The sequence below is a fragment of the Psychrobacter sp. genome (assembly GCF_041554015.1).
Taxonomy (GTDB): Bacteria; Pseudomonadota; Gammaproteobacteria; order Pseudomonadales; family Moraxellaceae; genus Psychrobacter.
In genome coordinates, this window is the sequence record NZ_JBFFMS010000069.1 from 1 (window position 1) to 6,461 (window position 6,461).

A 6,461-nucleotide genomic window follows, 5' to 3' on the forward strand; every position below is an offset into this window, starting at 1 on the left:
CTAAACAGCACATCTATCAGCTCGATATCAGCAGTAATGGACTCACAGCCAAATATCTCAGCACCTAATTGCAACGGCGTACGTGAGCCAAAAAGACCCGATGGCAAGGTATGAATGACATCGCCTGCATAGCAATAACGCGCGACACCATCACCGCCATGGTGTGCATCAATACGTAGAATCTGCGGCGTGATATCGGCACGTATGCCCATCAAGCGACCTGTTAGCTGATCGATGATCTTAAAGGTTTGACGCTTTAGATCTTCTGAAGCGCCGCTCAATAACGACTCAGTAAACTCAATCATTGGCGGATTGACCAACTGATAGCCATGGCTGATAAGCTGCTGAATCAGCTGATGTCTAAGCACTTCTTGCTTATGCGCGTCTTCAAACAACACATCGACCACCCCATCAGGCAGCAACCAGCTATTGGCAACATCGCTGGCAAGGTTGCTTAGATAAGGTAAACGGTTAGGTGCGGCAGTAGTATCAGCGGGCTGAGTCGCCGCTTGCTTGAGGGTGTTTTGCAGGGCAGGTTTTGCAGAATCAGAACTGGCAGACACAATAAATCCTTGTTTGGCGTATCGCTTACCAAAAGCGCGGTAAAGATGCGGTACTTAAAGGTTATATTTCCAATTGCATAGATATCAGGCGTTTTTTATTTTTTACGCACAACATCACTGACCCAATTATTAATAAGCAAACTAGGTAACCGCAAAAGGGTGAGTAATAGTATAAGTTGGGATGATAAGACGAGTATCTTTATGCGCTAAAATTTATGTGATAGAAAACTATGATAAATAATCAAGGCACTTTATGCTTTAGTTTAGCATAGCAGCTAAGCTTCGCCTAGTGACAATTAACGGCAATCGCCATCTAATTTATGCAAATAGTCCTAAAAACTATCTTTTATATGACAGAATTATCATCATAAATGCCGTATTTTTATAAAGAAAATATCATGTTAACGGCGCAATATTTTGTCTAACTACTCGTTGCATCTATCGCTGAATACCGCCTTAGAGGTACACTCATGTTACACTAGCCTATATTTTTATTTTGGAAGCCTTATGTCGCCTGATTATCATCCAAATCCAGCCATTAACCAAGCCAATGTGCTTGGTACTGCCCTAGCCAGTTGTTGTTTTGATCCGCTTACCGGATATTACCGCAATGGCTTTTGTCATACGGGCAATCATGATGTTGGTCAACATACCGTTTGCGCCAAAATGACCAGCGAGTTTTTAAACTTTTCAGCCAGTCGCGGTAATGATCTGATTACGCCCCTGCCTGAGTATGGTTTCGCCGGTCTACAGCCGGGTGACTACTGGTGTATTTGTGCGCTACGCTGGGTCGAAGCACTCGATTTGGGCATGGCACCACAGATTAAGCTTGAAGCTTGTCATGAAAGCTTATTGAGCTTGGTCGATATTGAGACGTTAAAACGCTTTGCGCTATAACTCACCTCAGTTATATACGTTATGTGTATAGAAGTTATGTGTATATTGATTTTTTACTTAGACAAAAGGAGCAGGTATGAAACAAGACGATGACCTGATTGTCAAAACGGCAACGCGTATCACACCTGAGTCTAATACCAGTCTTATTGATGCCGCCATCAGAGACGAGCCTTCTTATTTAGACAATTATGACAGCTATATTTATGGCGATTCAGATGCGACGGTCGAGGACACCATTGAGACCATGACCGTTTATGATCCAGACTCTGAGCGCTATGAGGATATTGAGCCACTCAGTGCCAATGAAGTGGTCAATTGTTATGCGTATTCCCGTAAAACCGGTGAGCAGCTGAATAAAATAGCGCTAAGCGACGTCAGCCGTGCCTTAAGTAATAGCGGTCAGTTTATCTGGCTAGGTCTTTATGAGCCTAGTTTGCAGACCATCTCTGAGGTAAAAGAAGCCTTTGATTTGCATGAGCTCTCAATCGAAGATGCCTTTGCCGATCATCAACGTGCCAAAGTTGAAAGCTATGATAATGATACGATATTTGTGGTGTTGCGTACCGCTAAGCTTGAAGGCAATGTTATCCGCTATGGTACTACCGCGATATTTATGGGTAAGAACTATCTAATTACCATTCGTAACGGTCCATCTAACTCCTATGCGCCAGTACGTGAGCACTGCAATCGTCGCCCTGAAAAACTGCGTATGGGACCTATATTTGTCTTGCATGCTGTCATTGACTTTATCGTCGATAACTATATGCCCGTGACCGACCGCTTAGGCAGCTATCTACGTGAGCAAGAGCGCAATATTTTTACTTATGAATTTAACAAAGAAACTCTTAGAAACTTATATGAATTAAAATCCCAATTGGTACATATGCGTGCGGTGATTTTACCGGTACAAGATATCTGTAGCTTTTTTATCAATCATCAAAAAAGCGATTTGGTCTCACCATTTTCGCATGCTGCAAAACCTTATTTTCGAGATGTAAATGACCATCTCTTGCACTCTTTAGATGCCATTAACGGTTTAAATGAGATGCTCAGCGTGGTGATGAATACCTATCTAGCTATGGTCAATATGGGACAGAACGAAGTGGTTCGTAAGCTTGCAGCTTGGGCTGGTATTTTGGCGGTGCCAACGGCCATCGCGGGCATCTATGGTATGAACTTCGATATTATGCCTGAGCTACACTGGCAATATTCTTACTTTATCATCATGGCAGTTATCCTCTCATTATGTAGCTTTTTATACCTTAACTTTAAACGCTTGGGCTGGTTATAAGATAGTGTGTAAGATGAAAAAGGGTTGTCATATATTCTATATATGACAACCCTTTTTTTATGAACAGCTATTAACTAGGATTGATTCTAAATAAAAAACAGAGGCGTTATATCGCAAAGTGGAAAGCCTCTGTCAATTTATCGATAAAAACTATTTAAGAGACTGCTCATTTTCAACACAGGGCAAATGATGCTCAGTGCTTATGATTTTATGGTCATCTAAATAATCTTCTGGTCGCCCAAACATCCTCGCCGTCCATGTTAATACCACAATCGATGCACTGAGCACCATAATGGCAAAAGAAATCGTTGCCAAGAGCCACAGATGAAAATTATCCGATACTGCTTGTACATCGACGACTAAATGTCGTGATAAAGCAGTAATGGCAATAAATATCAAAAACTGTACCGGCAGGCGATGAGTCTTAAAATAAATCCCAATCATCGCCAGTAGCTCAAGATAAATAAACAGCAATAAGATGTCTTTTAAATCTGCTGAGCCTTTTTGAAAGATCACAAAGAACTCTTTGCCCGCTGTCCAAACCACCACCACACTGATCAAAAATAAAATAATGTAGTGGCAGATATCGACAAACTCACGGCCGATATGTTGCATACGCTCATGTATCCCCGTCTTTGGCTTTGATACATGATTGTCAGCGAGTTGATGAAATTCACTACTCTTCTGTTCAGACCGCTGTTCTGGTTCTTGCTCTGACAGCGGCTTCATCAGCTGACTACACTGTTATCTAAACCAGCAGATTTTTCAGCCGCATCAACGGTTTGGCGAATAAGGGTATTAATCGTCATAGGGCCAACGCCGCCTGGTACAGGTGTATAAGCACTGGCAATATTTTCGACGCCTTGCAGCTCGATATCACCAACGCCGCCATTATCAGTCGGATGAAAACCTGCATCGATGACTACAGCACTGGCTTTAATCCAATCGGCTTTGATCAGCTCAGGTACGCCCACTGCCCCAACCACGATATCCGCACGCTTGATATGCGACTCTAAGTCTTGCGTTCTTGAATGGCAGATCGTTACGGTACAGTTAGCATTTAACAGCATCATCGCCATTGGTTTACCCAAGATAGCACTGCGACCGACGACCACGGCCTCTTTACCTGCCAGCTCAACATTATGATAGTCTAATAAATGCATAATACCTTGCGGCGTACATGAACCATAAGCGGATTGCTGCATCGCCATGCGACCAAAGCCAAGACAAGTCACGCCATCAACGTCTTTTGCCAAGTCAATCTGCTCAAAGCAAGCACGCTCATCGATATGCGCTGGTACTGGGTGCTGTAGCAAAATACCATGAACATCTGGATTACTATTAAGCTCGTCTATTTTTGCCATCAGCTCTGCTGTCGTCGTTGCGCTTGGCATCTCAACCCGAATGGAATCCATACCGACACGCTTACAAGCATTGCCCTTCATACGCACATAAGTCGCAGAAGCAGGATCATCACCGACCAATATCGTCGCTAAGCTTGGGGTACGCCCTGTCTTAACTTTGATAGCGTCTACACGCGTACTCAGTTGCTGTTCTATTTGTTTAGCAAGTGCTTTACCGTCCAAAACGGTAGCAGATCCTTGGGCAGTTGACGTAATAGACATAAGAACTCCAATAGAGGGTGCGATAAAAAAGTAAAGACAGCGCCTGCAGTATTTTTGCATGCCTGTCTTATGCTCGGTCAATTCTTTTTGACCGTTAATTGAGACTGATATTGTACCTGTCTGGGCTAAAAAATCCTAGCACCCTATTGAAAGGCCTCAACTAAAAATTAATAACATGACCATAAAAAAGTCGATCTATTAAATACTAATAGACCGACTTTTTGTTTTTAAGCGCTGTCGTGCATTGATTAAGCAAGCATTTAATAAGTCTGCAGCTCGATACCTATACCTATACCAATATCAGTAGACTGGATATCTGAATCTACTGCCCAAATTCGGCTGGAGATAAGCGCTTTGGGATTGTATTGATGCTCCCAAGCCACGTCAATACTAGTTAACTTATCAGTCGTTGGGAAAGCTTGATTAATAGCTTCATCCGCTTGATTGACTTTGGCATGCTGTACTTTTGCATTAATAAAATTACGGTTATCTAGCCATAAGCGACCGCCAAGCGCAATACTTTCCGCATCGCCGCCTAATGCATAGCCTAATGGAAAGCCTTGCTGATAATAGCCATCTGTATAAATACTATGGTCGTAAGAGATACCTCTTACCTCACCACTAGTGCGGGTATCTGTATACTCCGAATACAGCTGATAAGGTCTGCCATATGCAGCAGATGCATAATCAACACCCGCTAAATACATATTTTTAGCGGGCAAGCCACCTGCTTCATCTTCACCGATATATTGCGCATAAACGCCAGCAGGTACATTCACCAATGGTGCTAAATTTAAGCGCGCATCAAAACCGCCTAGCTGATTGGCCGGATCCCCTCGCTCGTTACCACCATTATCTTTAGTTCCTAAAAGTGCATCGGTAAAGGAGCCAAAACTCTGTGGACGACCTTCACCGCCCCACATAAAGGAGCGTGACGCACCCACTTCCAACCATTCCCATGGGCTAGCAGTTAAGCGCGCGCCAAATAGCTTAGCATCAGGAATCGCTTCATAGTCCTCTAGCTGACCAGAAAATAGCTGATACTGCCAAGGTCCGACCCACGATAAATATGGGGATGTCGGAGCAGTTTGTTGATCACGCTGCATGGTAAAACCTGTAACCGGCAAGCTTGCATCGCCTCGAATAAGGCTACCATCATGACCAGGTCCCCACCACGTTGGAATTTTACCCGCTATCAACCACTGATTGGCAGCCGTACCAGCAAGGTACGATCCCTCAAAGCTAACATCTGAGCTATCATCGATAAGTTTGTCATTTTTCAAATTGGCTTGTAGATTAAATTCCCACTCCGCTTCGCTAAGCGACACCCCAACGCTTGCTTGCTGACCGGCAAGTTGATCATCAGCAAATTTTTGTAGTAGTTGATCTCTATTGGTTTGTATATGCAGGGCGGCTGACCCTTTTACCACTGAGTTGCGGTTCTGAGCTAGGCGTGCTTGTACCGACTGCAGGATCTGCTGTTGCGCTGGCGTCTGGGCATTGGCTGTATTTAAAGCGCGTTTAATCTCATTAGCGGTCAGCGGCCAAGTGCTTGTGCTAATCTGAGCAACCCCTTGAGTATTCAGCCAGTCAAGATCTGCCTTAAGTTTTAGATCGTTCATATACAGGTTTTGTGCAGATGCTAGCATCGACACTGATGATAAGACACCAAAACCCAATAAAATGCTTAGCTTCTTGTACATAATCAAATACTCTTCGGTTATAGAGGGTTTATTATAGGTGCTATCGTTTGAACAGTAATATGGATTATCGTAATTAAAATAACATCACCAAATTAAATTTAACCCAATAAACTATTACCCATGGATTCCTAGGGCGTGTCCCTAATTGGAAAAAGCGTATATATCTTCTAAAATAAAGCATGTATTTTAGAAGATATGGAGCAGATAACCAAGATGGCCAGAAAAGCATTAACCGATAGCATTTGGGAACAGTTACAAATAACTATGGTACAACATGGTTGCTATCAAAAAGAAAAGAACCGCGAGGTTATGGAAGCTATTCTTTGGAAACTTCGCACAGGTGCTCCTTGGCGTGACATACCTAGAGAGCTATGCCCGTGGA

At 43.2% G+C, this 6,461-nt stretch carries 7 protein-coding genes; 3 read left to right on the top strand and 4 right to left on the bottom strand.

Annotated elements, in window-relative coordinates:
* Positions 1-563 (bottom strand): ATP phosphoribosyltransferase regulatory subunit (locus ABYU67_RS11685; RefSeq protein ID WP_372845395.1); only part of this gene is annotated, 563 nt, incomplete at its 3' end.
* Between the two features lie 507 nt (positions 564-1,070).
* Here ABYU67_RS11685 and ABYU67_RS11690 point away from each other — a divergent pair.
* Together ABYU67_RS11690 and corA are read left to right on the top strand one after the other, a co-directional pair.
* Positions 1,071-1,460 carry a DUF2237 family protein gene (locus ABYU67_RS11690; RefSeq protein ID WP_372845397.1) on the top strand — a complete coding sequence of 130 codons (390 nt, stop codon included), beginning with the start codon at positions 1,071-1,073 and terminating at the stop codon, positions 1,458-1,460.
* A 76-nt stretch (positions 1,461-1,536) separates the two neighbouring features.
* On the top strand, positions 1,537-2,751 hold the full coding sequence (gene corA / locus ABYU67_RS11695; protein ID WP_372845399.1) for a magnesium/cobalt transporter CorA: 1,215 nt from the start codon (positions 1,537-1,539) through the stop codon (positions 2,749-2,751).
* A gap of 150 nt (positions 2,752-2,901) precedes the next feature.
* Here the strand turns inward: corA and ABYU67_RS11700 are convergent, their stop codons facing one another.
* From ABYU67_RS11700 to ABYU67_RS11710, 3 genes are all read right to left on the bottom strand, one after another.
* Positions 2,902-3,366: a phosphate-starvation-inducible PsiE family protein gene (locus tag ABYU67_RS11700; protein ID WP_372845404.1), complete on the bottom strand. Its 465-nt coding sequence runs from the start codon at positions 3,364-3,366 to the stop codon at positions 2,902-2,904.
* 113 nt (positions 3,367-3,479) lie between these two features.
* Complete coding sequence (gene folD, locus ABYU67_RS11705) at positions 3,480-4,376, bottom strand: bifunctional methylenetetrahydrofolate dehydrogenase/methenyltetrahydrofolate cyclohydrolase FolD (RefSeq protein WP_372845401.1); 897 nt, start codon at positions 4,374-4,376, stop codon at positions 3,480-3,482.
* A gap of 260 nt (positions 4,377-4,636) precedes the next feature.
* The gene (locus tag ABYU67_RS11710) at positions 4,637-6,079 is read right to left on the bottom strand and encodes a capsule assembly Wzi family protein (RefSeq protein WP_372845402.1); all 1,443 of its coding nucleotides are present in this window, start codon (positions 6,077-6,079) and stop codon (positions 4,637-4,639) included.
* 213 nt (positions 6,080-6,292) lie between these two features.
* On the opposite strand from ABYU67_RS11710, the gene ABYU67_RS11715 reads away from it, so the two are divergent.
* Positions 6,293-6,461 (top strand): transposase (locus tag ABYU67_RS11715; protein ID WP_372845406.1); only part of this gene is annotated, 169 nt, incomplete at its 3' end.